The sequence below is a fragment of the Marinoscillum luteum genome, from assembly GCF_044005705.1.
Classification (GTDB): domain Bacteria; phylum Bacteroidota; class Bacteroidia; order Cytophagales; family Cyclobacteriaceae; genus Marinoscillum; species Marinoscillum luteum.
The window spans coordinates 788,737-811,453 of the sequence record NZ_JBIPKE010000020.1 but is presented as its reverse complement, the minus strand read 5'-3'; the positions used below and the strand labels follow the sequence as shown (position 1 = coordinate 811,453).

Annotated in this window: 22 protein-coding genes and 1 tRNA gene; 15 read left to right on the top strand and 8 right to left on the bottom strand. The window is 43.7% G+C overall.

What is annotated here, in order from left to right:
* Positions 1 to 3: 3 nt before the first annotated feature.
* A complete protein-coding gene (locus ACHKAR_RS21030; protein WP_159582107.1) occupies positions 4 to 198 on the bottom strand; it encodes a hypothetical protein in 195 nt (64 codons plus the stop codon).
* A gap of 210 nt (positions 199 to 408) precedes the next feature.
* A complete protein-coding gene (locus ACHKAR_RS21025) occupies positions 409 to 1,263 on the bottom strand; it encodes an AraC family transcriptional regulator (RefSeq protein ID WP_395419410.1) in 855 nt (284 codons plus the stop codon).
* Between the two features lie 113 nt (positions 1,264 to 1,376).
* Here ACHKAR_RS21025 and ACHKAR_RS21020 point away from each other — a divergent pair, with 113 nt between their 5' ends.
* From ACHKAR_RS21020 to ACHKAR_RS20960, 13 genes are all read left to right on the top strand, one after another.
* Positions 1,377 to 2,324: an NADP-dependent oxidoreductase gene (locus tag ACHKAR_RS21020; protein WP_395419408.1), complete on the top strand. Its 948-nt coding sequence runs from the start codon at positions 1,377 to 1,379 to the stop codon at positions 2,322 to 2,324.
* Between the two features lie 81 nt (positions 2,325 to 2,405).
* The gene (locus ACHKAR_RS21015) at positions 2,406 to 3,923 is read left to right on the top strand and encodes an L-dopachrome tautomerase-related protein (protein ID WP_395419407.1); all 1,518 of its coding nucleotides are present in this window, start codon (positions 2,406 to 2,408) and stop codon (positions 3,921 to 3,923) included.
* Between the two features lie 36 nt (positions 3,924 to 3,959).
* The gene (locus ACHKAR_RS21010) at positions 3,960 to 4,493 is read left to right on the top strand and encodes a carboxymuconolactone decarboxylase family protein (RefSeq protein WP_395419406.1); all 534 of its coding nucleotides are present in this window, start codon (positions 3,960 to 3,962) and stop codon (positions 4,491 to 4,493) included.
* 77 nt (positions 4,494 to 4,570) lie between these two features.
* Positions 4,571 to 4,825 carry a nitroreductase family protein gene (locus ACHKAR_RS21005; RefSeq protein ID WP_395419619.1) on the top strand — a complete coding sequence of 85 codons (255 nt, stop codon included), beginning with the start codon at positions 4,571 to 4,573 and terminating at the stop codon, positions 4,823 to 4,825.
* A 315-nt stretch (positions 4,826 to 5,140) separates the two neighbouring features.
* Positions 5,141 to 6,013, top strand: coding sequence for an SDR family NAD(P)-dependent oxidoreductase (locus ACHKAR_RS21000; RefSeq protein WP_395419404.1), 873 nt, complete (start codon positions 5,141 to 5,143; stop codon positions 6,011 to 6,013).
* A 69-nt stretch (positions 6,014 to 6,082) separates the two neighbouring features.
* Complete coding sequence (locus tag ACHKAR_RS20995) at positions 6,083 to 6,598, top strand: hypothetical protein (protein WP_395419402.1); 516 nt, start codon at positions 6,083 to 6,085, stop codon at positions 6,596 to 6,598.
* Between the two features lie 30 nt (positions 6,599 to 6,628).
* Positions 6,629 to 7,429: a helix-turn-helix domain-containing protein gene (locus ACHKAR_RS20990; RefSeq protein WP_395419400.1), complete on the top strand. Its 801-nt coding sequence runs from the start codon at positions 6,629 to 6,631 to the stop codon at positions 7,427 to 7,429.
* Positions 7,430 to 7,554: 125 nt separating this feature from the next.
* Entirely contained in the window at positions 7,555 to 8,133 is a 579-nt protein-coding gene (locus tag ACHKAR_RS20985) for a TetR/AcrR family transcriptional regulator (RefSeq protein WP_395419398.1), read from the top strand.
* A 53-nt stretch (positions 8,134 to 8,186) separates the two neighbouring features.
* Positions 8,187 to 8,912, top strand: a complete 726-nt coding sequence (locus ACHKAR_RS20980; protein ID WP_395419396.1) for a hypothetical protein — start codon at positions 8,187 to 8,189, stop codon at positions 8,910 to 8,912.
* An 8-nt stretch (positions 8,913 to 8,920) separates the two neighbouring features.
* Positions 8,921 to 9,769 (top strand): alpha/beta fold hydrolase, encoded by an 849-nt coding sequence (locus ACHKAR_RS20975; RefSeq protein WP_395419395.1) that lies wholly within the window; start codon positions 8,921 to 8,923, stop codon positions 9,767 to 9,769.
* A gap of 256 nt (positions 9,770 to 10,025) precedes the next feature.
* Complete coding sequence (locus tag ACHKAR_RS20970) at positions 10,026 to 11,072, top strand: alpha/beta hydrolase (RefSeq protein WP_159582097.1); 1,047 nt, start codon at positions 10,026 to 10,028, stop codon at positions 11,070 to 11,072.
* Between the two features lie 22 nt (positions 11,073 to 11,094).
* Positions 11,095 to 11,916 carry an SDR family NAD(P)-dependent oxidoreductase gene (locus ACHKAR_RS20965; RefSeq protein WP_159582096.1) on the top strand — a complete coding sequence of 274 codons (822 nt, stop codon included), beginning with the start codon at positions 11,095 to 11,097 and terminating at the stop codon, positions 11,914 to 11,916.
* Between the two features lie 30 nt (positions 11,917 to 11,946).
* Positions 11,947 to 12,768 (top strand): SDR family NAD(P)-dependent oxidoreductase, encoded by an 822-nt coding sequence (locus ACHKAR_RS20960; RefSeq protein WP_159582095.1) that lies wholly within the window; start codon positions 11,947 to 11,949, stop codon positions 12,766 to 12,768.
* Positions 12,769 to 12,981: 213 nt separating this feature from the next.
* Here the strand turns inward: ACHKAR_RS20960 and ACHKAR_RS20955 are convergent.
* Positions 12,982 to 13,055 (bottom strand) — tRNA-Arg (locus ACHKAR_RS20955).
* Positions 13,056 to 13,211: 156 nt separating this feature from the next.
* Here ACHKAR_RS20955 and ACHKAR_RS20950 point away from each other — a divergent pair.
* On the top strand, positions 13,212 to 13,781 hold the full coding sequence (locus ACHKAR_RS20950) for a nitroreductase family protein (RefSeq protein WP_395419393.1): 570 nt from the start codon (positions 13,212 to 13,214) through the stop codon (positions 13,779 to 13,781).
* Positions 13,782 to 13,784: 3 nt separating this feature from the next.
* On the opposite strand, the gene ACHKAR_RS20945 is transcribed toward ACHKAR_RS20950, so the two are convergent.
* The 5 genes from ACHKAR_RS20945 to ACHKAR_RS20925 all read right to left on the bottom strand — a co-directional run bounded on the left by ACHKAR_RS20945 (position 13,785) and on the right by ACHKAR_RS20925 (position 22,022).
* The gene (locus tag ACHKAR_RS20945; protein ID WP_395419392.1) at positions 13,785 to 16,349 is read right to left on the bottom strand and encodes a TonB-dependent receptor plug domain-containing protein; all 2,565 of its coding nucleotides are present in this window, start codon (positions 16,347 to 16,349) and stop codon (positions 13,785 to 13,787) included.
* 9 nt (positions 16,350 to 16,358) lie between these two features.
* A complete protein-coding gene (locus tag ACHKAR_RS20940; protein ID WP_395419390.1) occupies positions 16,359 to 17,261 on the bottom strand; it encodes a FecR family protein in 903 nt (300 codons plus the stop codon).
* A 53-nt stretch (positions 17,262 to 17,314) separates the two neighbouring features.
* Complete coding sequence (locus ACHKAR_RS20935) at positions 17,315 to 17,842, bottom strand: RNA polymerase sigma factor (RefSeq protein ID WP_395419389.1); 528 nt, start codon at positions 17,840 to 17,842, stop codon at positions 17,315 to 17,317.
* A gap of 190 nt (positions 17,843 to 18,032) precedes the next feature.
* Entirely contained in the window at positions 18,033 to 21,500 is a 3,468-nt protein-coding gene (locus ACHKAR_RS20930) for a YHYH protein (RefSeq protein ID WP_395419387.1), read from the bottom strand.
* A 30-nt stretch (positions 21,501 to 21,530) separates the two neighbouring features.
* Positions 21,531 to 22,022: a hypothetical protein gene (locus ACHKAR_RS20925; RefSeq protein ID WP_395419386.1), complete on the bottom strand. Its 492-nt coding sequence runs from the start codon at positions 22,020 to 22,022 to the stop codon at positions 21,531 to 21,533.
* Positions 22,023 to 22,175: 153 nt separating this feature from the next.
* On the opposite strand from ACHKAR_RS20925, the gene ACHKAR_RS20920 reads away from it, so the two are divergent.
* Positions 22,176 to 22,700: a hypothetical protein gene (locus ACHKAR_RS20920; protein ID WP_395419384.1), complete on the top strand. Its 525-nt coding sequence runs from the start codon at positions 22,176 to 22,178 to the stop codon at positions 22,698 to 22,700.
* The last annotated feature ends 17 nt before the right edge of the window (positions 22,701 to 22,717 follow it).

The window sequence follows — 22,717 nt, the reverse complement described above, 5'->3', positions numbered from 1 at the left end:
CGATTAAGCTTCCGGCTTATTTCTGAACGTGCGAACGGTAAAGAAGATCGACAAGGCAAAGATAAAAGCCACCATGTAGAATTTGATTTGATCGGAGAAGTAGTCACCGCTCTCGGGTGCTTCGGCGACGGTTTCCTGGGCTTTGGCCATCATGAATGCGCAAAATAGGATGACTGAAAGGAGTATTTTTCTTACCATGGCCCTAAGATAAAAGATGTTGATGGATTGGCCAATTTATTGGGGACGGCTCTGTGTATACCCTCATGAATTTACTCTGGATTCATGCGAAACCAATCACTACACTCACTTTTGAACGCAGAAAGGTTCGAGTGGCATTTGGAAGCGTGCTATTCCACTCAACATATTTAAAAGAGTGCATATACCTGCCATAGTTTACCTCTTAGATGGTCAAAATTGCGCTATTTCCTTTCTGAATTCCTTACGAAATGCCACAGGACTTAATCCTGTGGCCTTCTTAAAAAACTTATTCAAATGACTCTCATCAGAAAAACCAAGTGAATTAGCTATTTCGCCAACTCGAAGGTCGCTATGTTTCAGTCGGTGTTCTATCAACTGAACTCTGTAGTTTGAAACATACTCCTGTAAGCTAATTTCAGCGTGTTTTTTAAAATATCGTCCTAAATATGACTCAGATATTCCGAATTCATCACTAATTGCTTTAGCTCTTAATTTTTCGGGTTCATAAATGTTTTTGTGGATGTACTGCAAAATATCCATGGCTTTCTCTTCGGTATGTTCACCAACCGTATCTGGAAGATATTTAGCAATATTTCTTGCCACCACCACAATCATCGTATTTACCAGGTGTTCTATCAATTCCTTGTTGTATAAATCTCTATTCACATACTCTCGGATAATTGCATCCACCATTGGTTTGACCAATTGTTTGTCTGTTTGGTTCTTCAGAATACAACCAGGTTTGTGACCGACATTTTGCAAGATGTACTCGAGTTGTTCAATCTTATCTTTCCACAAGCCACTTTGTTTGATATAAATATCATTGAATCTAAGAAAGAAGAATGTAGTAGTGGTTTCGATATCAAATGAGTGACAATCCTGTGGAGTAATCAGGAACATATGTCCGGGATGATATCGAAACTTATTTTGATTGATGCATTGCTGACCAGTTCCTTCCATGATATAGACCAACTCAAAGAACATATGCATATGCTCAAGCTTAGGACATTCATCTACTGTCTTCGTCACGATTTCGAATGGCTGAAATAATGTTTCCCGTTTCATAAGTAATCAGTGAAGTAGTAAAAGTACTGATTTATATCAAATATGTACCGAATATCACCCAATCCATCGGTGTTTTTTGTCGTTTATGAATACAAACCAAAAACAATAAAGAAATGCAAGCAATTATACTGGACGAGCCTGGAGGAATCGAACAACTACAGGTGACTTTTGTCAATTCTCCTAAAATTCAGGATGATGAAGTACTCGTACAAGTCAAAGCTATTAGTATCAATCCTGTAGATGTAAAAACCCGAGCTGGAAAAGGAGTATATGGTCGACTGAAGGATCACTCCCCTTTAGTAATTGGGTGGGATATTTCTGGAGTGGTGACCAAGACAGGTAGTGCTGTTAAAGAATTTGAAGTTGGTGATGAAGTATTTGGAATGGTTAATTTCCCAGGTCATGGACAGGCCTATGCGGAATATGTGGCAGCTCCTGCAAATCAATTGGCATTAAAGCCCAGTGAGATCAGCCATGAAGAAGCTGCGGTAACAACCTTAGCAGCGCTTACCGCTTATCAAGCGATGATCCATCAATATCCTGTTAAGGCTGGGGACAGAGTTCTTATTCATGCAGCTTCTGGAGGTGTAGGCCATTTTGCTGTTCAGCTAGCTAAACATCTAGGTGCTTATGTGATAGGCACTTCCTCAGCCGCTAATCGAGATTTTGTTTTGGGTCTGGGGGCAGATGAACATATTGATTATCGCTCTGTGAAATTTGAGGAAGCAACTTCGGAAATCGATTTTGTACTGGATACCATTGGTGGTGAAAATATTGACCGATCGCTTGAGGTAGTAAAGCCGGGTGGAACCATCATTAGTATTCCTACCGGTCTGAACGCGGAAGTATCGCAAAAGGCAAAGGACAAAGGAGTCAATGGCTTCTTCTTTCTGGTACAGTCAAGTGGCAAAGACATGAAGGCTCTTGCTGGATTACTCGAAAATGGACATTTGAAGCCACACGTATCAGCAAGCTTCCCATTCGATGAAATGTCAAAAGCCCATGAACTTCAAGAAACCGCACATGTCATTGGAAAATTAGTGGTAACACTTAATGATTAAAATGTCATAGGCTGAAGCTATCCCCAGCTCTTACGATATGAGGATTTCATCAGCCTTTTTTTAAAATCAACTTAGAAAGAAATGAAAACCAATCAATTTATAATCCTACTAATACTTTGCTTAAGTATTATCAATCAGGTCGTTGGGCAAAATGGATCTCTTGAAATCGTTGCAGAGCTGCCCATAAGACCCGGAGACGTTGCAGTTTCCAAATCAGGGCGCGTTTTTGCTACCATCCATAGTCTTGGCAGTAGAAATCTTCAGCTTATAGAAATTAAGAGTAAAAAGCGATTTCAACCCTTTCCAGCCAAGTCGCTTCAAAAGAATGAAAACCCAGCAAACGACCAAATGCTGGACTCTCCCTTAGGATTGATCTTTGATAAAGAAGACAAGCTTTGGGTGATTGATATGGGGCAAGAGCTGGGTAAAACCAGACTTTGGTGTTTTGATATTGATCAAAGGAAAGTTCTTAGAAAAATCGAGCTACCCGAAAGTGTAGCCCCAAAAGGTAGCTTTATACAGGATGTAGCCATTGATCATGAACACCAATGGGCATATATGGCAGATATCAACAATCCGGGCATTATAGCCATGGACTTAGCCACCGAAAATACCCGAAGATTTGGAGGAGCTAAAGAACTGGAAGCCGAAGATGTCGATATGGTGATCGATGGGGAATTGGTTTATTTTGGTGGGAAACCAGCCCGTGTAGCCGTCGACCCAATAACCATCAGTCCTGATGGTAATACAGTCTTTTTCGGAGCAATGAATGGAACCAATTGGTATAGTCTGGATGCACAACTTTTTCGAGATGGCGCCAGTGATGAGTCTATTCAAAGCAGTATTGTACGAGTAGGTGAAAAACCAATAAGTGACGGAGCATCTTCTGATGGTATGGGAAATCATTATTTCACTAATCTCACTGCGCATGCTATCACTCGATTAAATCCTGATGGTACGCTTGAGCATATTATTCAGGATGATCAATTAAAATGGCCGGACAATACCTATCTCGCTCCAGACGGCTCTTTTTATATTTCGGTTAATCAGCTTAATACCACACCTGCATTTACAGGAGGGGAAGATGATGGTAAACCGCCTTATTACATTTATCGCTTTAAACCTCAATCTCATAATGATATTCCCGTACCTGACCGGGTTTCAATTGATGGCGGACTATCAACCAAAGAAGCCAATAAGCTAAAAGAAACAGCCTTGTATTTCTATGCTTTCTGGAATACAGGTAAACAGGAATATCTGGACAGGTCTATCTCGGAGAAGTTTATGGATAGAACCCTCCCGGAAGGTCGCCCGCAGGGACCGGGGGGACCAAGTTTTGCTTCCGATGCATTCAGAAAGGCCGTACCGGATTTGAAATGCGAAGTGAAGGATTTACTTATAACAAAGGATAAGGTAACTATTCGAATGGTATTTAGTGGAACCCATCTGGGGGCTTTTGCCGGAGTAGCGCCAAGTGGAAAACCTATTGAGTTTAACGCTATCGACATCCTCCGAATTGAGGATGGCAAAATTGTAGAAAACTGGCATTTGGAAGATAACCTCAGCCTCTTTCAGCAACTGGGAGTTGTGAAGCTTTAAGGTTCCCATTTACTATTATCAAAACAATTTAAAATCATGGAAAAATATCTTATTCCAGGCAGAGACGATGTGTCTGCCAGCGATCAGGTACTTTTTGACACCTTAGAGAAACGTATCGGCTTTGTGCCAAATCTGTATGCATACTATGCAAAAAACGCCACAGCGCTAATAGATCTTCTCGCTCTGGAAAACAGAAAGTCCAGCTTGAATGCCAAAGAAAAAGAAGTGGTGAATTTGGTGGTGAGCCAATACAATGGCTGCAAGTATTGTGTTTCTGCACATACACAACTGGTATTGAAAAGAGGGTTTAGCGATGAACAGATACTAGAGATACGAAAAGGGTCAGCAACGGATCCCAAGCTTCATGCATTGGCTGAGTTTTCCCTTGAATTATCCTCCAAAAACGGAAAGGTTTCCGAGGCAACGAAAGAGCAATTCTTTGAAGCCGGATATTCTGAAGCCAACATGATCGATGTAGTGGTACTGGCCGGAGGCCGAACCATGGCTAACTACATACATAACCTTGTCGGGTTTGAGATTGACTGGCCTCTGGCTCCAGGACTTGAGTAATAATTACTGAATATTATTAAAATGAAAAGAATAGCACATTATTTTCTGATTGCCTTGGTTTTAGGTTTCGCCCTGACATTTATCACGTCAGTAGTCTTGATTGTGGCATTATCCTGCAAAACATACTATTAGCTGCTCATGCCACTGGGTTAGGTACCTGCCCATTGGGCACTGTGGTTCCGGTGATGAATAGACCTGAAAACCGAGATTTACTGGAGGCCCTGAATATCCCTGAAGACTATGAGGTAGCCATTAATGTGGCTTTGGGCTACTCCGCAGAAAATCCTCCAGTGAAGCAGCGCTATGCCGATAAAATCAAAATAATCGAATAGAAAATATGATAACACACCATAGAAATTTTGATCTTATATACTTCATATCAAGATAGGCTGACAGAAATCAATTTTTAACAAACTTTTTGAGACTATCATATCTGGCACTACTCGATTCTTGACGCCAAACTTGATTAAAAGCACAATTCAAAATGCTAAGGCTATAGATATCGCAACCTCAATTTTTAAACCACAAAGGATGCTGCAAACTATTAAACTATACAGGTTGATCCGCTCAACAAAGTAAACTTGATATTTTCAACAAAGTCTCATACTAGGGCCACTTCTAATTTTGCTATATAAATCAATAGTAAAATGGAAACAAACAGTAAAGTCTGGTTCGTGACCGGAAGCGGGAATGGACTTGGAAGAAACATAGTAGAAACAGCTCTAAAATCTGGACATCAAGTGGTAGCTACAGCACGGAAAGTTGAACAGTTATCAGATCTGAAATCTTTGTATGGAGATCAGATACTCTTGAAAACTTTGGATGTTACGGATGAAGGTCAGGCCAAAGAAGTAGTTAGCAAAGGCATTAAACATTTTGGACGTATTGATGTACTGGTGAACAATGCCGGTTATGGAGATAACCGACCATTTGAGCAAATGCCAGCAGCAGATTTTCGCAAACTAGTTGAGACGTGTTTTTTTGGTGTTGTTACACTTACCCGTGAGGTTTTGCCTTATATGAGAAAACAACGGAGTGGCCACATTATACAGATATCATCAGGAGGTGGAAGAATGGCTGTAGCAGGCCAGGCAGCTTATCATGCATCCAAATGGGCGATAGGCGGCTTCACAGAAGGGCTCGCTCAAGAAACTGCTCCTTTTAATGTGAAAGTCACAGCACTGGAGCCTGGAGGTATGCGTACCAACTGGGGTAAACGAGCCTATGCGGACACCATAGAGCTATTGCCCGAATATGAACCTACAGTAGGAAACACTATTAAATTTCTTGAAAATTATTGGGGGAATGAGAATAGTGACCCTCAAAAGGTGGCTGAAATCATCCTTAAAGTGAGTGAAGCAGATGAAGTTCCCTCACATATTTTGGTTGGAAGTGATTCATATAACCTGGTAAAAGAAGCAAGTGCTAAAAGATGGGAAGAAGCCGAAAAGTGGAAAGATTTAAGCTTTTATGCTGATTTCGAGAATGAAATGGTTCTTCCAGAATTGATGAAGAAGTAAGGTGTCCTTATCAATATGTAGGATGATAATGGATATTTCCATGCCATCCTACATTTATTTAAAAATTCCATGATTGAAGAAATTCATAATTATTATACAGCCGAGAAGGCCGGTGTGCCATATGTAGTTCTAGCTGGTATACTCCTCGTGGGTGCTGGCATTTTGATACTTTTCAAAGCCTCAGCTCATCCCATATCCAAGGGGATTGCGACAGGTTTTTTGATTTCAGGAGGCCTGCTAATTGTTATTATTCTTTCTAACAAATATTATAATGATATGATGATCAAGGAGCTACCGAATCGTATAGATGAAACTGAGTTGGAATTGCAACAATCTGAAATAGGAAGAATGGAAAAAGTTATGAATGTTTCTTTTCGCTATGCTTTCTTGGGGTTTGCTTGTTTCATCACAATATTGGCATGGTTGATGGTAGCTACACCGAGTTATTTCTGGAAAGGATTTTTTATAGGACTCTTGTTTTTAGTGTTGCTGATATTAATAGCCGATACCTACAATTCAAAAAGAAACGATGAATACCTTGAATCTTTGAAAACCTATTTTGAAAGAAGTAAGTGTATTAAGTGATAGAAAAACGTATTTATCAAAGCTTTAGAAATGGATAAAAGAGAAGCAAAGTTCGCTGAGATTGTTCAAGCATGTGTTGATGAAAAGGATTTCAAAACTGAAGCAATTGCTGAATACCACACTTTAATTCGGGGGATCTCCGGAGAAATGAATATTGTTTCGGCAGACATGACTTATACTTTTCGGGTAGGTGATATACTACTTGTTCCGCGAAATCAATTGTGTATGGTAATCAAACGTCCAAAAGATGGTAGACCTTATAAATCAATTGCCGTAGCCTTTAAAACCGAAAGATTGAAGGTATATTATTCGAAAGTCGATCAATTAGCTACACAAGTACCGAATAAAAAGATACAGACTTATCCTCCACATGCTTTACTTGAAAGTTATTTTGCTTCTCTTGAGCCTTATTTTGAATTAGAAAGCCAACTGCCTGAAGAAATAGCGAAACTAAAAATAGAGGAGGGCATAGGGATATTGCGGTCCATCGATAAAGCCGTGGATGGTCTACTTACAGACTTTTCTGAACCAGGGAAGGTTAATCTTGTAGACTACATGGAAAAGAATTACATGTTTAACATGCCATTGAAGAAATTTAGCTATTTGACAGGACGCAGCATTGCGACATTCAACCGGGATTTTCGTAAAGCCTATCACATTTCGCCACAAAAGTGGCTAATTCAGAAAAGACTAGAGTTAGCTCATTATCTCTTGAAAGAAGACAATAAAAAACCAGTTGAAGTTTACTTTGTGTCAGGGTTTGAGAATCTCTCTCATTTCTCCTATTCATTTAAAAAACACTTTGGATATTCTCCTTCTAAGATCAATTAAATATGCCCTGTCTCTCTTAAATAAGTGATTTTCAGAAAAGATTTGAAAAAAAGTAAAGATTTAACGCAACCTATTTTGTACTAAATAGTACAATACTATATCTTTACGAAAGAAATAAGGAGAATATGGCAGGGAGACCTAAAATTTTTGATGAAGAACAGGCACTAGATAAAGCTATTGCTGTTTTCTGGGAAAAGGGATACGAAAATGCTTCGGCTGAAAACTTACTTAAAGCGATGGGTATCGGGAAAGGAAGTTTTTATCATTCATATAAAGGTGGTAAGCAAGAGTTATTTGAAAAGTCGGTGAACAGAGTTGGTAGTCACTACATGAAGGACTTTAAGCAGGCCTTACGGGATTCAGCCAGACCAACTGAGGAGATCAGAAAATTTTTCTATGCAGTAGCAGATCCGGAAAGTCAGTTTGGAAAATTTGGCTGCTATTTTGTCAATGCGGTTTTGCAGGTTGATGATGAACATTTGAAATGTGTAGCTGCCAATCAGCTGGATGTTGTCAGGCAACTATTCATGGAAGCGATTGATCGAGAAAAAAATGCGGGATACCTAAAAACTGCACTTTCAACTGAGTTGATTGGCTTGCACCTCCAAAGCTTGTGGGCTGGAGTCAATGTGATTCGAAATGCAGGCAGGAGTGCAAAGGAAGTTAGAGAGGTGATAAAATTGAACCTCGAAATATTGAAATGAAAATTTTTTAACTTAAACTGTACTGATTGGTACAAAATAAATCTATTTTAATTATGAAAAACACGGCAGAACTATTAGAAAAAGTAATTGACTTTCACGGAGGCGCAGATTTCTGGAATCAACAGCAAGGGTTAGAGGCTCACTTAAATATTGGAGGTGTAACTTGGCCATTGAAAGGGCATGATGATCCTTTGAAGGACGTACAATTCAAAGCGGATCTTCATCAGCAAAAAGGAATATGGAAAGGAATTTTTAGTACAAATACCAGCTCAGAATTTAGTCCTCTAAAAGTTTCTCTTTTGGATGGGGATAAGGTGGAAGAAAGCTTGTTTCAGCCTAAAGACTCCTTTCAGGGCCACACTATCGAGACCCCATGGAGTAAACTACAGTTGGTTTATTTCTCTAGCTATGCGACTTGGAACTACCTGACTACTCCTTTCAATTTCCTAATGTCTGGAGTCCAAGTGAAGGAGTTAGAGCCTAGGGAGGAAGGAAATGAAGTATTAAGAAGGCTCGAGGTTATATATCCAGCGGATTTTGCAACCCATAGCAGAAGGCAGGTCTTTTATTATAGTGAAGAGGGCTTTCTAAGACGTCATGATTATTGGCCTGAGGTGCTTGGAGGGTCATCTGCAACCCAGATTGTAGAAAACTATAAATCATTTTCTGGCATTCAAACTGGAACGAAAAGGAGAATATACATTCTGAATGAAGATGGGAGTTATGCCAAGGATCCCGTTTTGGTTTCCATCGATATAAAAGGTTTAACATTCAATTGAGATTAGCCATGACAAAAGTTACAAAACATTTCGCCAAAGCTTCAACGCAGTACCTAAAGGTCAATGGGATTGATTTTGCCTACCGAAGGTTTGGGAATTCCAAAAATAAGGTCCCTCTAGTAGGCTTTCAACACTTTACTGGCACGTTAGATAACTGGGATCCTTTGATAATGGATGCATTGGCAGCAGAAAGAGAAGTTATCGTATTTGATAATGTTGGAGTAGGCAATAGTGGAGGAAATACGCCAAATACTGTTGAATCTATGACAGCCGATGCTGTTTTGTTTATCAAAGAATTAGGTTTATCTAAAATAGATGTCTTAGGTTTTTCATTAGGTGGATTCATTGCTCAGCATCTTGGTATCTATTATTCTGACCTGATCAGAAAAATTATTATGGTTGGAACTGCACCTCAAGGAGCTGAGGTTTTGACAGGATTCGCGCAACTAATAGAGCATGCAATGAGCCTTGATCCTGAAGAGCGCTTTCTGAAAATTTTCTTCACAGATTCAGAATCTAGCCGTGAGGCAGGTAGAAGTGTATTACAAAGACTTAATGCAAGGAAGCATGATAGAGACGTGGAGACCAGTGTTGATAGCATTATGGCTCAAATGAAGGCCATTTCAGCATGGGCAACACCCCCAGTTGAGGATCGTTTATCTCAAATTGATCACCCCGTATTCATTGTACAGGGAAGCGATGATGAAATGATGGATTCCAACAATTCATATGTACTTTTTAAATCACTTCCCAATGCAACATTAAGCTATTACCCTGATGCTGCTCACGGTTCATTTTATCAGTATCCGGAGACATTTGCTGTACAGGCCAATGATTTTCTTGATCATTTTAAATAATGATTTTATGTGCGAAAAACTGTACTAATTAGTACAATACGGACTAAACATTCGAGGAAAAGAGAATGACGAGTTTCAAAAAAAAGTAGCACAAAATGCAGAAAAGATATTTCCTGTGAGCAATGCACTTGGCTTTGAAATAAAGTTATCTGCAACACTGGTCTCTTAAATAAAAACCTGGCTCCATAAAAGGTGGAGCTTTTTAATCAATAATTGTGTACTAAAAGGTACAATTTAAAACTTAACATATAAAGCGATGAAAAATTTCATATTATTTCTATTAACTTTTTTAACATCCGTATCGGCGATAAAGGCTCAAAGCATTTCGGCAGAAAATGACCCTAGCATAGACCCTCAAATCAGAGAATTTCTGAAAGCGTTAAACAATAGTGGAGGCAAGCCCTTGGAGACGCTTAGTCCTGCGGAAGCCAGGCAGGTTCTGGTCAGTGCTCAACAATCTGTGGAAGTTGATTATTCTGGTATTGAAGAGTCAGAAAAAACCATTACGCAAGATGGCGAAACAATAACTATTCATATCGTTAAACCTGAAGGAGCTGACGCAAACCCACCGGTATTCATGTTTTTTCATGGAGGAGGCTGGGTTTTAGGAGACTATGCCACTCATAGGAGATTAGTAAGGGACCTGGTAGTAAATAGTGGTGCAGTAGCTGTATTTCCTGATTATACTCCATCGCCAGAGGCGCAATATCCTAAAGCAATCAATCAGGCATATGCAGCCACAAAGTGGGTGGCAAAAAACGGACGTCAGATTGGTGTAGATGGCAGTCGTCTTGCGGTAGTTGGAAATAGTGTTGGTGGAAATATGGCGGCAGTAGTGGCCTTGATGGCAAAGGATAAAGGGACACCAACTATCAGTCAGCAAATCTTACTCTGGCCAGTGACAGATTCCGATTTCTCAAGGGCATCTTATGAGTCTTTCGGAGAGGAGCGGTTTCTTACTACCAGTTTGATGAAGTGGATGTGGGACAATTATACGACGGATGTTAACGAACGAAAAGAAAAGTATGCAACACCTATACATGCATCCATTGAAGAGTTGAGAGGTCTGCCACCAGCTTTGGTTCAAACTGCGGAAAATGATATTCTCAGAGATGAGGGCGAAGCTTATGCCAGAAAAATGAGCGAGGCTGGGGTACCAGTTACACTTACTCGCTATCAGGGACTCATCCATGATTATGGTCTACTCAACCCACTTGCGCATGTTCCGGCGGTTCAAACAGCAATTATACAAGCTGCCATTGTACTGAAGGAAGGATTAGACTCCTCCAATTCCAACAAATAATATCAATAGATCAAAAGTCGAAATGAAGACTATTTTTATAACCGGGGCTTCTCGTGGATTTGGAAGGCTCTGGACAGAGGCTCTCCTTGAGCGAGGAGACCGGGTCGTAGCGACCGCTAGAAACCTGACAGATCTTGAAGGATTAAAGGAACAATACAAGGATCGGTTCCTTCCCCTTCAACTTGATGTGACTGACCGTCATGCCAGCATTGATGCTGTGAACAAAGCTCTGAAGTACTTTGAGAGAATAGATGTTCTTATTAACAATGCTGGATACGGTCTATTTGGAACGGTAGAAGAAACGACAGAAGAACAAGCCCGTGCACAGATGGAAACCAATTTCTTCGGTTTACTATGGGTAACACAAGCGATTCTTCCAGTAATGCGATCACAGAAAAGTGGTCATATCATACAGGTTTCCAGCTTCCTTGGACTTACAACGTTACCAATGCTAGGCCTCTATAATGCATCCAAATTTGCTGTGGAAGGGCTCAGTGAGACACTCGCCACTGAGGTTGTGCATCAGAATATTAAAATCACGCTGATAGAACCAAATGGATATGCAACCGACTGGGCTGGGGCTTCTGCAGTACAAACCGAAAGTGGGATTACTGATTATCAGCCGGTTCGAGATGCTTTTGCAACAGCAGGAGAAGATGTCTCTTCATGGGGCAAGCCTGGGGCTACCATTTCACCTGTTCTTGACTTGATTGACAATCCCGAGCCACCACTTCGCCTATTGTTTGGTAAAGTAGCTTATGCAGCTGTAGAGCAATCACTAAACAGTAGGCTTCAACAAATTCACCATTGGAAAGATGTGAGCATTAAAGCTCATGGTCATTAAATGATATAACAATACATAGATACAATATAAATGAAAACGATTTTTATAACCGGAGCTTCCAGAGGATTTGGGAGGCTCTGGACTGAAGCACTCTTACAAAGAGGAGATCGCGTGATTGCCACTTCCAGAGATATTACAAGTTTCAATGAATTGAAAGCGCAGTATTCTGATGCATTTGTGCCATTATCGCTAGATATCACTGATAGAAATGCAGTATTCGAAACGGTAAAAGAAGCCCATGCACGTTGGGGAGTTTTGGATGTTGTCATCAATAATGCAGGCTATGGCGTGTTTGGAGCTACCGAAGAACTATCAGAGAAGGACGCTAAAGAAGTTGTTGATGTAAACCTTTTTGGAACATTATGGGTGACACAGGCTGTTTTGCCATTATTCAGAGCGCAAGGAAATGGTCACCTGATTCAATTATCTAGCGTTCTAGGCCTTTGGACCCTTCCAACCCTCGGATTATACAGTGCTACCAAGTTTGCAGTAGAAGGGCTAAGTGAGGCTCTAGCTCAAGAGGTAGAACGCTTTGGTTTACATGTGACTTTAGTAGAACCGAATGGTTATGCAACAAGTTTTGCAGGTGATTCCGCAGTATTGAGTCAGCCTATTTCTGACTATGACTCTGTAAGGTCGGCATTGACAGCCAATGAGGGCATGCAAGCGCCGGCAACTGGAATACCGGAAGCAACAGTTCCTGCTATCCTTCAACTAATTGATTCTGATAACCCTCCATTGAGATACTTTTTAGGGAAAGTTGGTCTGCAACGAACCAAGCAGGTTTATGCTGAAAGATTGATCGAGTGGGAGAAATTTAATCATGTTGCCATTGCTGCACACGGCAAATAAACATATTCTTAAACAAAAGAGGCTATCCCAAATACTTTTGGGATAGCCTCTTCTCCAATTGTTCACTCGGAAGGATTACTCATACGCACATCCATGCGCTTAGCCCCTCGTGAATTCGCTGCGCTCATTTCAAACGGTTCTCATCCTTCCCTAAAATACATTTGAAATAAAAAAGCATCTCCATACGCTAATGAAGATGCTTTCACTATTTTGTGCACTCGGAAGGATTCGAACCCTCAACCCCCAGAGCCGAAATCTGGTATTCTATCCAGTTGAACTACGAGTGCATTTCCAAATTTGGATTGCAAATATAAAGGCTTCTCCGCTTAAGAATGAAGCAAACATTTAATAAAGTCAATGCTCTAGGGCTACATTTAAATAAGATTAAGAAATTCATGGATAAATACGGCACTACTCTAGCCTGAGGCTTATAATTTTGCGACATGACGATTGAAGAAGTGCACCAGCTATTGCAAAACAGAAGGTCTGTATATCCGGATCAATATTTAGATAAGGTAATCCCGGATCAGATTATCCGAAACATCCTGGAAAACGCCAACTGGGCACCTACACATAAGCTCACAGAGCCCTGGCGATTTAAAGTCATGAAGGGCGCTACCCTCAAAAAATTTGGCACGTTCATGGCAGAAAAGTATAGGTCACTCAATGGCCTGGAGTCGTTCTCGGTGGCCAAATACGAAAAGTTAAAGATGAACCCTCAGAAAGCCGGTGCTCTGATTGCCATATGCATGCAGCGTGACCCCAGAAAAAGAGTGCCCGAGTGGGAAGAGGTTGCTTCTGTGGCCATGGCCGTGCAAAACATGTGGGTTACCTCCTGTGCTTATGGGATTGGTTGCTATTGGAGTACACCCGATCTGCTGGAGTATTTTTCAGAGTTTGAGCCACTGGTAGAAGAAGAGCGCTGCATAGGCCTGTTTTACATGGGCTATGCCAACCCGCCAAGTGGCCGGGTCAAAAGAAAACCAATAGAGGAGAAAGTCAAGTGGTTATAGGCACTACCACTCCACAGTGATCATCAGATTAGGCGCAAAGCCAATGGCATAACGATCGACCAGAAAGGCTGTTGGCCTGCCTGCGCGAACGGCTTTGTCCGTGAGGTTTTGCTGGTTGTACACATTGATCAGTGAGATGCCGAAGGTAGAGCTCCATTTTCGATCTTCCGTTTTAGGTAGTTGATAGGAGGCAGAGAGGTTCAGGGTGTGCACTGCCGGGTACCTGTCTTCCAGGTCGGTATAGCTATCAATTGGTCTTGGCGCATCTGGGGGTAGTTGGTTAACAAACCTGTAGTAGCTGGTTTCAGCTTCACTCACGCGGAACGATCTGGCATACTGGCCGGAGGCGTAGTTCCAGCCGAGTGAAAATTTCCATCCCTCATGCTGCAAAGAACCCCCAACATAAAATACATGTGGTTGACTAAATTGGGACTCAAAACGGGTGTCGCTTATCGTATCCACCATGATTTTGGATTCGGCCCATGAGTACCCGACCCACGCAGAAGCATTGCTGCTGAGTTGTTTCTTGATCAACAGGTCTGCACCATATATCAGATGCGAAGCAAAGTAAAACTCCCCGCGCGATGAAAACCTACCGGCGCTGTAGTAGGAGATGTTATCTGCAGTCTTGTAGTACCCTTCCAAGTCAATAATCCATGATTTCAGGTTGAGTATGGCCCCGGCCATAGATTGAAAACCATTGATTATTCGTGTATCCTTATTATCGGCGAGTAACCAAAGCTCATTGTCAAACCCACCGCCGCTGAACTCCAAAACCTTTACCTGACTTAGGTACTGGTAATACCATCCTGCAGAACCCTTCACTGTGAGTTGCTTGTTGGCAAAGTAGTTGATGAAGATGCGCGGGGCCACTTTGAGGTCATTCAGTTTGCTATAGTAGTTGGCCCGGGCACCTAACTGGACGTACAGTTTTTTGGATGAGTTCCATTCGAAATTTACAAAAGGGGAGGCCGTATGGGCATATTGGTCAGCGCCGCGGGTTTGCACGATGGTATCTCGTACAGGAATGTCCTGATAATCAAAATAGGCGTTCTGATACTTATAGTCCACCCCAAATTGCAGGCGGTTTCCTTGTTCCATATCCAGAGAAAATTCCTCCCGAATACGGAAGTCAGTGAGCTCGTTGGTCGAGTAGATTTCCAGCGATCTCAGATTTGCTGATTTTGGTGGAGTGATCAGGTTTCTGAAGGCAAACCGATAGTCGGAAGAGGTGGCCGAGAACCTGGATACCAACCTGGAGTTAATCACCGATTTCCACTTTAGGTTAAGTCCCAGATTTTCAATCCGATTGGATTCATCCGAATTTTTTTGAGAAACCTTATAGGCCACGTCAGATCGCGAATAGACGGAAGTGAGTGTCAGTAGATTATTGTCATTCACCTGGTGAGTGATTTTTCCTACATAATCTTCAAAAAGCACATCGATATCCTCCTGCAGGTTTCCAGCAGAGTCAAGGAGCGCGGAGCCAGCGAAGACCATTTGAGAGATGGACCTGAGTTTTGGGGAGCTGAAAGAATAAGGATAAGATCTTCTGGCACCTATCGAGAAGCCTGTTTTTTTATTTTTGGAAGGCAGTTTGGCATAGCCCATTCCGTAGAGGGTATTGGATCCTATACCCGCATTCAGATTTTTTTGTGGCTCATCTGTAGAGTTGATCTCCAGGGCACCACCTACACGGCCGCCCATTTTAGGGTGAAAGCCATTTCGGTATACCTTCACATCATCCACCATTTTGGGGTTGTAGGGCGAAATAGTACCATAGTAGTGTCCACGGTGATAGATGGGGATGTCATTGAAAAGGATCAATGACTGGTCTGTAGAACTCCCCCTGATGAAAAGGTTACCCGGCCGGTTGTCTGGTGTGGTAATGCCCGGGAGGGCTGCCAGAGAGGCAAAAATATCACCATCAGTTTCGCCCGGAAGCAGGGGAAGATCTGACACTTTGATAGAAATGCTCTGGTTAGAGGGGTTCATGTTAATCCCTTTGGTCAGGTAATCCTCTATGATCACACCACGCAATTCTATGATCTGGGGGTGAAGGCTAAGTACCACCGATCTGCTGTTTATCAGCTGCTCAAAAGAGATGGGTTTGCGGATATAGCCCAGGGCATATATTTCTACCTGATCTGTAGGGTTGGGTTTATAGAGAAAATCAAGTCTGTTTGCAGACACTGTGCTGGCTATGGGCTGCCCATTGACCAGGGCCGTGGCCTGGGATGGAGCGATCGTTTTTCCATCCACCGAGTCAGAAATGCTGATGGAGTACAAACGCTCCGTGAGTGCGATGGTGTAATATGCGTCTTGTACCTGACTTACCTTGAGGGGGTACTGATTTTCAATGAACCCGATGAAGTTGGCAGGGCTCAGCGTGTCTAGGCCCCTGGGCATAGCTATTTGCTCCAGCAACTCGGGATCGTAAGAGAATTTTATCTCATTTCGCTCTTGATAACTGTTAAGAGCAGTGGTCAGCGACATGTGATCAGTGGACTGTCCCACCACCCACATGGTGAAGAGGAGTCCCAGTGATACCAAAAGCGTTTTGATCATACCCTTATGTTATTCACTAAGTGTGAGTTTACTTTCTTTCATTTCGTAGGAAATGCCCAGAGGGTCAAAAACAATTTTCAGAGCGAGTGCAAGGTTTTTATTGGGAATGGATCCCGTAAACCTACGCTCCAGCTTCACATTGTTTTTGATGATTTGTATGTCATACTCGTTTTCCAGGGTTTTCAGCACCATGGCCAGAGGCACATTGTCAAATTTGGTTTCCTCCTGAAGCCAGGAAGGTTGGGTATCCGTGACGTTGAGTTTTTCTTCCCATTGGTCATGGTGATACAGATAGCCTTCACCTGCAGATACTATTCGCGATCCCTGATTTTTATCGGTGGCCCTTACTTTCCCCTCAAAACAGATCACCTGGAAAGATTCGTCGAACTCTGACACTTCAAAGGACGTACCCAGCACAGTTACTTCGCCAGTTTCAAAAGCCACTGAAAAGGGAGTGCCCTTTTCTACCTGAAAAAAGCCCTTGCCATCTATTTGCAGTCGTCTTTCTGATGAATTCCAGTCGTCTTCCGTCCAGGATACTTTAGAATTGGCCGCCAGTGTCACGATAGACAGTCCATCGGGCAGGGTGATTTGCTTGGTTTCACCAGCTTTGGTAAAATGGACAGTGCGATCGGATCGGAGCATCCATATGCTGAAAAGTGCTACCAACACGACCGAAGCTGCTACAGACAGAGACATCCACCTGGTCATGGTCATCACCTTGCCTTTTTTGGTGACCACCGCAGGATCGAAAATCACGGACTCGTTGTCCGGAGTCCACTGATCCACCTCCTGAATGATCTGCTTATATTTTAGCAGATTGTCTGCGCCTATCTCCTGCATCAGTTGCTCCTCGGGGAGCTCACCGTTCAGCCATTTGATGATTTGATCATTATGTTCATTGTCAGCCATTTGGACCTAGATTATGTCTAATAGTGAAACGGGTATCTCTCCATAAACCCTACCTACAATTTTGAATTGGTTAGCTCATCCAGTTTGCCCTTAAGATTTTGAAGAGAGCTGGCGATGTGTTTTTCTACTGTTTTCAGCGAAATATCAAGTGTTTCAGCTATTTCTTTATTCTTCATTTTGTCTATTCTGCTGAGCAGGAAAACCGCCCGTTGCTTGTCGGATAGCTCTGATACAGCCAGTTCCAGCCGCTCTTTGAATTCATCGTGCTGGTAGATGTATTCAGGATTTGTCTCCATTTGTTTTTCTGTGGTGCCCTGCCGATACTGAAATTTCAGAACCACTTTCTGATGATCCACATCGTCCAGAAAGAGCCGGTTGGCAATGGTGAATAAATAGCTTTTGGCTTTTTCAAAAGGAACTTTGCTGCAATTATCCCAAAGCCTGATGAATGCGTCCTGAGCAAAATCTTTTGCCTTTTCCAGGTCACCGAACTTGTAAAACAGGAAATTTCTTAGTGATGTAGAGTGGTCACTATGCACCTGGTGAAAGGTTTGTTCCTCACAGACCGATTGGTGATTCATGAAACTAGGTAGATGGTTGGTCTACCAAAGGTAAAAATTTTGCTCAGTAAACCGGAAAAAATAATCCTTTTGAACGGTCAGAAACGCCTGGCTGGAAGTGATCTTATTGAATAACTGTTCAGAGATGGAGATAAAGACGCACCGGGCAGCCACTATACCCGATGACGTCTTATCACCGCAACATTTGTCTTTAGTCTCTGACCACCCGGGTCCAGGATTCACCCTCCCCGGAGATCATATGTATCAGGTAAATTCCTGTTTTCCAGGTGGATACATCCAGGGTGAGGGTTTGATGAATGTCTGTTTTTCTGACCATCAGCTCACCCGAGAGGTTGATAACTTCCACCAGCTGAATTTCATTTGTTGGATTCGAAATGAACAGCCTTTCGGTCACCGGATTGGGATAGATTTCTATGGATTCCTGAGATGGTTTGGATTGCAATACCGTAACGCTTACTTCTATACAAGATGAAGTAACAGAGCACCCATCCATGCTGGTGGTGACCGCATAGCTTCCGCTTCGGTCGGGAACGAACTCCCGGGACACAGCGCCATCGATGATGCTGTTATCCGCACAATTCACCCATTGGTAGGTAAGGCCAGTTAGGGTGCTTGCACTCAGCGTAGAATTATCCAGGCTGATTTCAGCGGGCAGGTCGATCACGGTAATGGTGACCTCAGCACTCGCAGAGCAGCCATTGTTGTCAGTACCTGTCACTGCGTAAACACCACTTGCTTCAGGGGTGAAGGGTACACCATCTTCCACTTCGTCACTCCAGGTATAACTAGCGGCGCCAGATCCTGTGAGGGTCAGGCTTTCACCTTTACAGAGGGTGGTGGCAGAAGCATTGGCCAGCACGGCTGGGGGCTGGCTGACAGTGATGGTGATCTGAGTAGTGCCTGTACAGCCGTTATCGTCAGTTCCCGCCACCGTGTAAGTGGTTGTTTGAGTAGGGGCAAAGGGCACTCCATCAGTGATGCCATTGTCCCATTCATAGGTGGCTCCTCCAGAGCCATTGAGTGTTACCTCTTCGCCTGCACAAATCTCCATTGAGCTGGCTGTGGCACTGATTTGCGGCGCTTCATTCACGGTAATCGTGATTTCATCTGTGCTTGAGCAGCCATTTGCATCCGTGCCGGTCACCGTGAAGGTGGTAGTGGACTCGATGGTAAAAGCCTCCCCATTGATTACATTTTGATCCCAGGCATAAGTGCTGGCGCCAGTTCCTGTGAGGATGATTTCCTCTCCACTGCAAACGGTGGTGGATGAAGCGTTGGCGACTGTGGTGGGTGGCGTATTCACTACTACGGTGATTTCATCCGTGGCTGTACATCCGTTTTCTCCTGTGCCGGTTAAGGTATAGTTTTTTGTTTCGGTGGGTGAAAAGGGAACTCCGTCAGTGATCTCATCACTCCAGCTGTATGAAAGTGCCCCAGAGCCGGAAAGGGTTACTGATTCGCCTAGACAAATACTTTCTGAAGAGGCACTAGCCTCTACACTCGCGCTTTGCACGGTGATGGTGATTTCGGCAGACGCGCTACACCCTCCCGAATCTGTCCCGATCACGGTATACGTGGTGGTTTGCGCTGGGGTAAAGGCCACTCCATTTCCTACGCCCTGATCCCAGACATAAGTAAGTGCCCCCGACCCGGAAAGTGTTACCGATTCTCCTGCGCATATAGTGGTGGCTGAAGCCGATGCAGTCACCTCCGGCAGCTCCATGACCGTGATGGTTATTTGATCAGATGATGAACAGCCTTCTGCTGAGGTACCAGTGACCGTGTAGGTGGTGGTTGCTTCGGGGGTGAAGGATTCACCATCAAGTACCCCTTGATCCCAAACGTAGGTAGCCGCCCCGGTGCCACTGAGTGTTACGGATTCTCCGACACAGATAGCCGTATTGTCTGCCGTAGCCTGCACTTCCGGCAGGGGATTGACGGTAATGCTAATGGATGAAGCTGCGCTTTCACAGTTGTCCAGGGTCTCGGTAACATAGTAGATCGTAGTGCCTACTGCGTCAGATGGAGTGTATGATGCTCCGGTGGTCAGTGGTGAAGACAGGTTGGCATCTGCGTACCAGGTGAGGGTACCATTTCCCCCCGTGGCGGTCATTGCGCTGGGGGTATCACCAAAGCAGTAGCTGGCATCTCCTGAAGTAGCAGGAGCATCAGGTGCGCCTGATTCGCCCACCGTACCCGAGGCAGTGATTTCACAACCAGAGGAAGTTTCCTGTATGAGGATCGAATAACTATCCGCGGCCAGATTTTCAAAGAGACCGGAACCCTGAAAGGTTGAGCCATTATCGATGCTGAAGAGGTAATCAGTTCCTGCTCCTCCTGAAGCTGTGAATGTTAAAGTGCCGTCAGTACCGCCACCACAAGTGGCATCAGTAGCAGACACAGAATAGGTGATCTCAGTGGGCTCGGTGATGGTTATTTCCAATTCATCTGTGCAGTCGTCGCCAGAGACTGTCACGGTATAGGTGCCAGCAGCTAGTCCGGTTTTAGTCTCAGAGGTGCCACCACCCGTCCATTCGTAGGTGGGACTATCCCCAAAGCCGGTGACAGATACCGTCACTGATCCGTCCGATTCTCCAAAGCAGGAGGCATTGTCCTGTGAGGCGACCGAAATGCTGGTTTCGCAGGTAGAGGAATAGGTACAACTCCCATCGTCTACATTGGCATTGGCATTATAATTAGTTGAAAATGGATCCATACAGCCAGCTACTGCCACAGCACAGTCGGTGGCGGCGGAAGATTCAGGACACGAGGGGCCTGGTCCCACCCGGAAGGTGTTATCTACAGATGTTCCTTTGAAGCATCTGGGGATGTAGGGATAGGAGTCTGTGAGCACGTAGTAATACGTGCCATAGGGATATTCCGGAGTGACCCCATATCGGCCGTTGCACTCGTCGAGGACGGTGTTGGCGGAGAAGTACTCATAATCTTCATAATAGAGGCCTGTGTAGTCTCCATCAGGAGCTGATACGCCATCTCCCGGGCGGGTGCCAGTTTTCAGTGTAAACCCGGAAGCAGCCTCCATGATGGCACTGGTATTGTCCTCAGGATCTGAATAAATGTATTTGTAGTACATAGGAAAACCATCTGCCGAGTAGCCTACGATCGGAGAGTGTGCCGAGCCATTAATGCTCAGGTCATCAGCGAAATAATCTGCCGGTACGTCGTGGTAGTGGTATTCTCCAAAAGGGTTGAGGTGGCCACCATTATTGCCAAAATTGGCGCTAAAAATATAGCGGGCTTCTACGTGCCAGTCGATGTTGTTTTCGCCAGTGGAAGTGTTTTCAAAATACTCAGCAGAGCTGGGGTCATATTTTACCCCATTCACCCCCACACCGAAGGTGTAGGTGAAAGTACAACCTTTGGTGGTTTCGGTTTCCTCATACAGCGGTGTGAACTCGCTAGCCTCTTCGGGGTACGCACACATGGCATACTCCGTATCGCTGGTGAGGAGATCAAAGGGCGAATTGTAACTGTCTGTGTGGTCAGGATAGTTGTTGGTATAGAAATATCGGACATTGTCCGCAATTTCGTAGCATACGGCATTGGCATCTTCCACCGCATAGATGTCCTCCGGCACACAGGTCTGTCCGTAGGTGAAGAGTGGCATACAGGCTATTAACAGGATCAACTTTTTCATAAGTCAGGGGTTGCGGGTTAGAAAGATGGTTTATGGCTGAAGGAAGTTGGCTTCAATGGTCTTCTTTGAGGCCTTTAGGTCAAATGATTTGCTGATGTTATCGATGGCGAACTGGGCGCGAACAAAGGCATGTTCGTTGTATCGGAGTAGAAAATCACTGGTGATACTTACTGAAGCGATGGGTTCATCCGCTTTAATCATTCGGTAGGAATAGACCACTGCGTTTTTCTCCAGGGTCACAGACACCTTCTCATAAGTGACCGGCTGACAATTGACGGTGATCTGGATGTGCTCTTGGAGGTACTCATCTCCACAGATAGAAATCATCTGATCGGGTGTGCAGTCTGCTTCCTGCATCAGGGCCAGGCTGAGCATGCGCTTGTCGATGATGCTTTTGACGTAGAGTTCGTTCTTGAAATTCTCAAAGATCAACTGACCTGCCATCTCGCTGTGTGCCAGAGAGGGGGTCTGGAGGATAAGAAGAAGGCCCAGCAGGCCTGCAGCTTTTTTTACATTCATCATAGGTTGGATTTCCGATTAGTTGAGTGTAAAACGGGAGGCCTTCAAAAAACCCTACTTTGGAGGTGAAGTTTCCACCTACCACTGCCAAACTTCACACAACCATTGGCTTCCAATTGGGGTCTTTATCTATCTTTGAATGCCAGACCATTACCTATGAGAGTATTGATTATTTGTGTTCTGTTTATTTCCCTTGGTCTGTGCATCTCCTGCGACCTGGGCCTGGGCATTCACGAACCTACGGAGCTGGAAAAACTCCCGCCTCTGACCACTACCGGTGAAAATACCTTCGGATGCCTGGTAAATGGAGAGGCGTTTGTAGTGACGAATACCTCTCAACAGGTAGCCATTTTTCAGCAAGGTCAGCTTCAGTTTGGAGGCAATATCGACAAAGATGATTTGGATGAAGGACTATCCATTTTAATTGGGGATCCTATTGAGACGAATAAGACTTACATATACGCAATGGAGCCATCTTTTTTTATGAGATACTATCTAAGAACATCAGCTTCTAATTGCCGATATGAGGTTGAAGACACCTATAAGGGCTCGATAACCTTTACAAAAATCGATCGAACCAATCTCATAATCTCCGGGACATTTGAATTCTCGACGGTCACAGCGGGTTGCGATACAGTAAAAATCACCGATGGACGCTTCGATATGCAATACATTCCTTAAAACAGGAAGTAGATCAT

What these genes read in the sequence shown, in the direction of transcription:
- ACHKAR_RS21030 (WP_159582107.1), bottom strand. Translation starts at nt 198, where the DNA reads ATGGTAAGAAAAATACTCCTTTCAGTCATCCTATTTTGCGCATTCATG.
- ACHKAR_RS21025 (WP_395419410.1), bottom strand. Translation starts at nt 1,263, where the DNA reads ATGAAACGGGAAACATTATTTCAGCCATTCGAAATCGTGACGAAGACA.
- ACHKAR_RS21020 (WP_395419408.1), top strand. Translation starts at nt 1,377, where the DNA reads ATGCAAGCAATTATACTGGACGAGCCTGGAGGAATCGAACAACTACAG.
- ACHKAR_RS21015 (WP_395419407.1), top strand. Translation starts at nt 2,406, where the DNA reads ATGAAAACCAATCAATTTATAATCCTACTAATACTTTGCTTAAGTATT.
- ACHKAR_RS21010 (WP_395419406.1), top strand. Translation starts at nt 3,960, where the DNA reads ATGGAAAAATATCTTATTCCAGGCAGAGACGATGTGTCTGCCAGCGAT.
- ACHKAR_RS21000 (WP_395419404.1), top strand. Translation starts at nt 5,141, where the DNA reads ATGGAAACAAACAGTAAAGTCTGGTTCGTGACCGGAAGCGGGAATGGA.
- ACHKAR_RS20995 (WP_395419402.1), top strand. Translation starts at nt 6,083, where the DNA reads ATGATTGAAGAAATTCATAATTATTATACAGCCGAGAAGGCCGGTGTG.
- ACHKAR_RS20990 (WP_395419400.1), top strand. Translation starts at nt 6,629, where the DNA reads ATGGATAAAAGAGAAGCAAAGTTCGCTGAGATTGTTCAAGCATGTGTT.
- ACHKAR_RS20985 (WP_395419398.1), top strand. Translation starts at nt 7,555, where the DNA reads ATGGCAGGGAGACCTAAAATTTTTGATGAAGAACAGGCACTAGATAAA.
- ACHKAR_RS20980 (WP_395419396.1), top strand. Translation starts at nt 8,187, where the DNA reads ATGAAAAACACGGCAGAACTATTAGAAAAAGTAATTGACTTTCACGGA.
- ACHKAR_RS20975 (WP_395419395.1), top strand. Translation starts at nt 8,921, where the DNA reads ATGACAAAAGTTACAAAACATTTCGCCAAAGCTTCAACGCAGTACCTA.
- ACHKAR_RS20970 (WP_159582097.1), top strand. Translation starts at nt 10,026, where the DNA reads ATGAAAAATTTCATATTATTTCTATTAACTTTTTTAACATCCGTATCG.
- ACHKAR_RS20965 (WP_159582096.1), top strand. Translation starts at nt 11,095, where the DNA reads ATGAAGACTATTTTTATAACCGGGGCTTCTCGTGGATTTGGAAGGCTC.
- ACHKAR_RS20960 (WP_159582095.1), top strand. Translation starts at nt 11,947, where the DNA reads ATGAAAACGATTTTTATAACCGGAGCTTCCAGAGGATTTGGGAGGCTC.
- ACHKAR_RS20950 (WP_395419393.1), top strand. Translation starts at nt 13,212, where the DNA reads ATGACGATTGAAGAAGTGCACCAGCTATTGCAAAACAGAAGGTCTGTA.
- ACHKAR_RS20945 (WP_395419392.1), bottom strand. Translation starts at nt 16,349, where the DNA reads ATGATCAAAACGCTTTTGGTATCACTGGGACTCCTCTTCACCATGTGG.
- ACHKAR_RS20940 (WP_395419390.1), bottom strand. Translation starts at nt 17,261, where the DNA reads ATGGCTGACAATGAACATAATGATCAAATCATCAAATGGCTGAACGGT.
- ACHKAR_RS20935 (WP_395419389.1), bottom strand. Translation starts at nt 17,842, where the DNA reads ATGAATCACCAATCGGTCTGTGAGGAACAAACCTTTCACCAGGTGCAT.
- ACHKAR_RS20930 (WP_395419387.1), bottom strand. Translation starts at nt 21,500, where the DNA reads ATGAAAAAGTTGATCCTGTTAATAGCCTGTATGCCACTCTTCACCTAC.
- ACHKAR_RS20925 (WP_395419386.1), bottom strand. Translation starts at nt 22,022, where the DNA reads ATGATGAATGTAAAAAAAGCTGCAGGCCTGCTGGGCCTTCTTCTTATC.
- ACHKAR_RS20920 (WP_395419384.1), top strand. Translation starts at nt 22,176, where the DNA reads ATGAGAGTATTGATTATTTGTGTTCTGTTTATTTCCCTTGGTCTGTGC.